Origin of the sequence: Mesorhizobium sp. M2A.F.Ca.ET.037.01.1.1 (assembly GCF_003998075.1) — a bacterium.
Taxonomy (GTDB): Bacteria; Pseudomonadota; Alphaproteobacteria; order Rhizobiales; family Rhizobiaceae; genus Mesorhizobium.
This window is the reverse complement of the sequence record NZ_RZSA01000718.1, coordinates 1-3,594: the sequence shown is the minus strand read 5'-3', so window position 1 is coordinate 3,594 and position 3,594 is coordinate 1. Positions and strand designations below refer to the sequence as shown.

Here is a 3,594-nt window from a genome sequence, read left to right as displayed (position 1 = left end):
TCTCGCTGGCGTCCATGTCGAAGGCGGGGCCATAGACCCAGTAATAGTCGGGCAACAGCCTTGACAGGACCTCGGGCTGGTCGTCCTCATTGGTTCGCAGCCAATGCCGCTCGACCTCCTGCAGCGCGATGATGTCGGCGCCGTCCACCAGCCTGGCGGCGCGGGAAAGATCATAGCGCCCGTCGCTGCCGTAGCCATACTGGATGTTGTAGCTGATCAGCTTCATTGATTAACCGGCTCACTTCTGAGGATCGCAGTAGCCCCTCGCCGTCAGCGTTTCAATGGACCGCGAGGACGAGCGGAATAGTCCAATGCTGCCTGCGAACCACGTTTGCCAAACCGTTTCGCTTTCCCACGGAGGCGATCCGCTCTATCTCCGTGTGCTGATGCAATCCCGGGCAGGCGCTGCGGTGAATCGCCACCGCAAACGCCCACGCTTTCGCTGAAATCCGTCAGGTGGTGAGCGGCTGGAAGCTTCCGGCGGGAGCCGCCGCCAGTTCTGACCAGTCGATCTCCTCTTCCAGCCGGTGATAGGCCTCGTCGCCGATCGTGCCGTTGCTGCGCAGCTCCTCCAGCCTGTCACGCTGCCGCTTGATGGCGTAAAGACGCAATCGGTCGTATTCCGTCGCGGCTTGCGCATCGTCCGGATTTTCGGCGATCCGGCGTTGCGCCTCGTATTGTTCACGTACGACCGCGGCAGCGGACGAGGTCTTGCGGCTCAGCACATCAAGCGCCGCCTGCATGATGGCCACCCGGGCCTCGGCCACTTCGCGGTCGATCGAGGTATCCCGTTCGAAGTTGAGCCGGCGCAGCAGCGGCTTCAGGCTCATGCCCTGCAGCACAAGCGTTCCGAGCACGACGGCGAAGGCCGCCAGCACGATCGGGTCGCGGCCGGGAAAGTCGGCGGGCAAGGCGATGGCCACCACCAGCGTCACCAGCCCGCGCATGCCGCACCAGCCGACAAGCACCGCGCCGCGAAACGTCGGCGCATCCCGCTTCTGCCCTTCGCCGTCGAAACGCTTAAACTGCTTTATCACCGCAACGTAGCCCATCACCCAAACGAGACGCGCAACGATGACGACGGCCAGCACGGTGGCAGCGAAGAGGAAGGCCTCGCCTTGCCCGTCGCCGGAGAGCCGGCCGACGATTGATCGAGCCTGCAGGCCCATCAGCACGAAAGCTAAGACATTGAGCACGAAGACGGCCGACTCCCAGACCGAATAGGTGCTGACGCGCCGCCTCGCGGACATCCGGCGTGGCGCGGTCCGCGCGATGGTGATCGCATAGACGACGATGGTGATGATAGCGGAGAGACCGAGCTTGTCGGCAATGATCCAGACGGCGAAGGTTCCGGCGAACTGCACCACGGTGCTGCTTGCCGCATCCTCGATGCGCGTCAGCGCGAGCAGCGACACTCGGCCGAACACATAGCCGGCGACGACGCTGCCGATCGTCGCAAGCAGGATGACGGGCACTGCGTCCTTAAGCATGACCGAGCCGATGGCCGCCGAAACCGATATCCGGTAGATCAGCAGCGCGGTGGCATCGTTGAGCAGGCTCTCGCCCTGCACAATGGCTGTGATGCGGTGCGGCACCCTGAACTGGCCGAGCACGGCACTCGCCGCGACCGCGTCCGGCGGAGCGACGATGGCGCCTAGCGCGATCGCCGCCGCGATCGGAAGGCCGGCCATCTTCCAGCCTACGAAGGCAACCACCACGGTGGTGAACACGACGGCGCCGAGCGCCAGAAGCAGCAGCGACAGCCGGTAGCGTTTCAGGTCGCGCAGCGAGGTGTCATAGGCGGCGTCGAGCAGCACCGGCGCGATGAACAGCGCCAGCGCCAGTTCCGGATCGATCTCGATCGTTGGTGCGCCCGGCACGAAGGCCAGCGCAACGCCTGCAAGCGCCAGCAGCGACGGATAGGGTATCTCGAGACGGCGCGACAGCGCCGTCAGCGCGACGGCGATCAGAAGCAGGATGAGGGTGAGCTCGAAGAGGGCCATGGCTCATCGTAACGATGAAACACGAGGCTTGGCAGTACCTCGAGCTAGGATACTGTTGATTTGTCAGGCCAGAAGCGCAGGAGACCGCCATTTGCAGGCCGGCCTCACCTGAATATCAACACAGCCTAGTGCAGAACCAGCATATCGCCCGACGAAAACGAAATGTCCGCCTTGTCGCCGACGACCGGCGGCGGCGTCGTCGAATTGTTGAATGTGTCGAGCGACACCGTGTTGCCGCCGATGCCGACGCGCACGCGGATCACAGAGCCGAGGAAATGCACTTCGGCGATTTCGCCGGACAGGCTGGCGTCATGGCCGGGCTGCCGCCCCAGTGAAATCGCTTCCGGCCGCAGCGCGAGCGACAGTGTGTCGCCGGACTTGGAGCCGTTGAGCTTGCCCTTTAGCGAGACTTCCTGGCTGTTGACCTGCACCTTGCCCGAGGCGGCGTCGGTGACCTTGCCTTCCAGCACGTTGAGCGTGCCGACGAAATTGGCGACGAACTTGGTCGCCGGCCGGTTGTAGATCTCGAATGGCGTGCCGACCTGCTCGGCCCTGCCGCCATACATCACCGCGATGCGGTCGGAGATCGACAACGCCTCTTCCTGGTCATGCGTGACGAAGATTGTGGTGATGCCGAGCTTCTTCTGGATCGAGCGGATTTCCTCGCGCAGCGACACGCGCACCTTGGCGTCGAGCGCTGACAGCGGTTCGTCGAGCAGCAGCAGTTTGGGTTTCGGGGCAATCGCCCGCGCGAGCGCGATGCGCTGCTGCTGGCCGCCCGAGAGCTGGTAGGGATAGCGGTCAGCCATCTGCGGCAGCTTGATGATGTCGAGCATCTCGGCCACTCGGGAATCGATGGCCGGCTTCGACATGCCCGCCACCTTGAGGCCGAAGCCGATATTCTGCGCGACCGTCAGGTTCGGGAACAGCGCATAGGCCTGGAACACCATGCCGACATTGCGCTGGTTGGGCTTCAACCGGGTGATGTCCTTGCCGCCGACGACGATCTTACCTCCCGACGGCTCCTCGAAGCCGGCGACCATGCGCAGCACCGTCGTCTTGCCGCAGCCGGACGGGCCGAGGAAGGAGACGAATTCACCCGGCTCGACGTCGAGATTGAAATCCTCGACCACGGTCGTGGCGCCGAAGGATTTTCGCACATGCTGGATGGAGAGGAACGGCTCGGCCATGGCTTTTGCTTTCAGTTCGGTCGGTTCGCCGATTTCGGCGCGAAGCGGGACAGGATCTGGATCAGTGACATACAGCCCCAGGTAATGGCAAAGGCGATGATGGCAAGCGCCGCCGGTTCATAGGCGCGGTTGGCGCCGATGTTCTGCAGATAGGGGCCGAAGGCCGGACGATTGAGCAGGCTGGCCATCGTGAACTCGCCGATGACGATGGCAAAAGTCAGAAAGGCGCCGGAGAGCACGGCGATCAGCACGTTTGGCAGAATCACCCGAGTAATGATAGTGGGCCAACCGGCGCCGAGGATCTGCGCCGCTTCCGTCAGCGTGCGCACATCGATGGTGCGAAGGCCTGTATCGACCGCCCGATACATATACGGCAGCGACAACGTCGCGTAGCCGATCAC

3 protein-coding genes and 1 pseudogene are annotated in these 3,594 nt (G+C 63.6%); all 4 read right to left on the bottom strand.

Annotation, left to right across the window (positions count from 1 at the left end; genetic code table 11):
• Window positions 1–226: pseudogene (locus EOA27_RS27650) on the bottom strand (EEP domain-containing protein); the annotation flags it as partial.
• 226 nt (window positions 227–452) lie between these two features.
• The gene (locus EOA27_RS27645; RefSeq protein ID WP_126081437.1) at window positions 453–2,003 is read right to left on the bottom strand and encodes a sodium:proton antiporter; all 1,551 of its coding nucleotides are present in this window, start codon (window positions 2,001–2,003) and stop codon (window positions 453–455) included.
• A 125-nt stretch (window positions 2,004–2,128) separates the two neighbouring features.
• Entirely contained in the window at window positions 2,129–3,193 is a 1,065-nt protein-coding gene (locus tag EOA27_RS27640) for an ABC transporter ATP-binding protein (RefSeq protein WP_126081436.1), read from the bottom strand.
• 11 nt (window positions 3,194–3,204) lie between these two features.
• A partial coding sequence (locus EOA27_RS27635) for an ABC transporter permease subunit (RefSeq protein WP_127257744.1) occupies window positions 3,205–3,594 on the bottom strand: 390 nt, incomplete at its 5' end.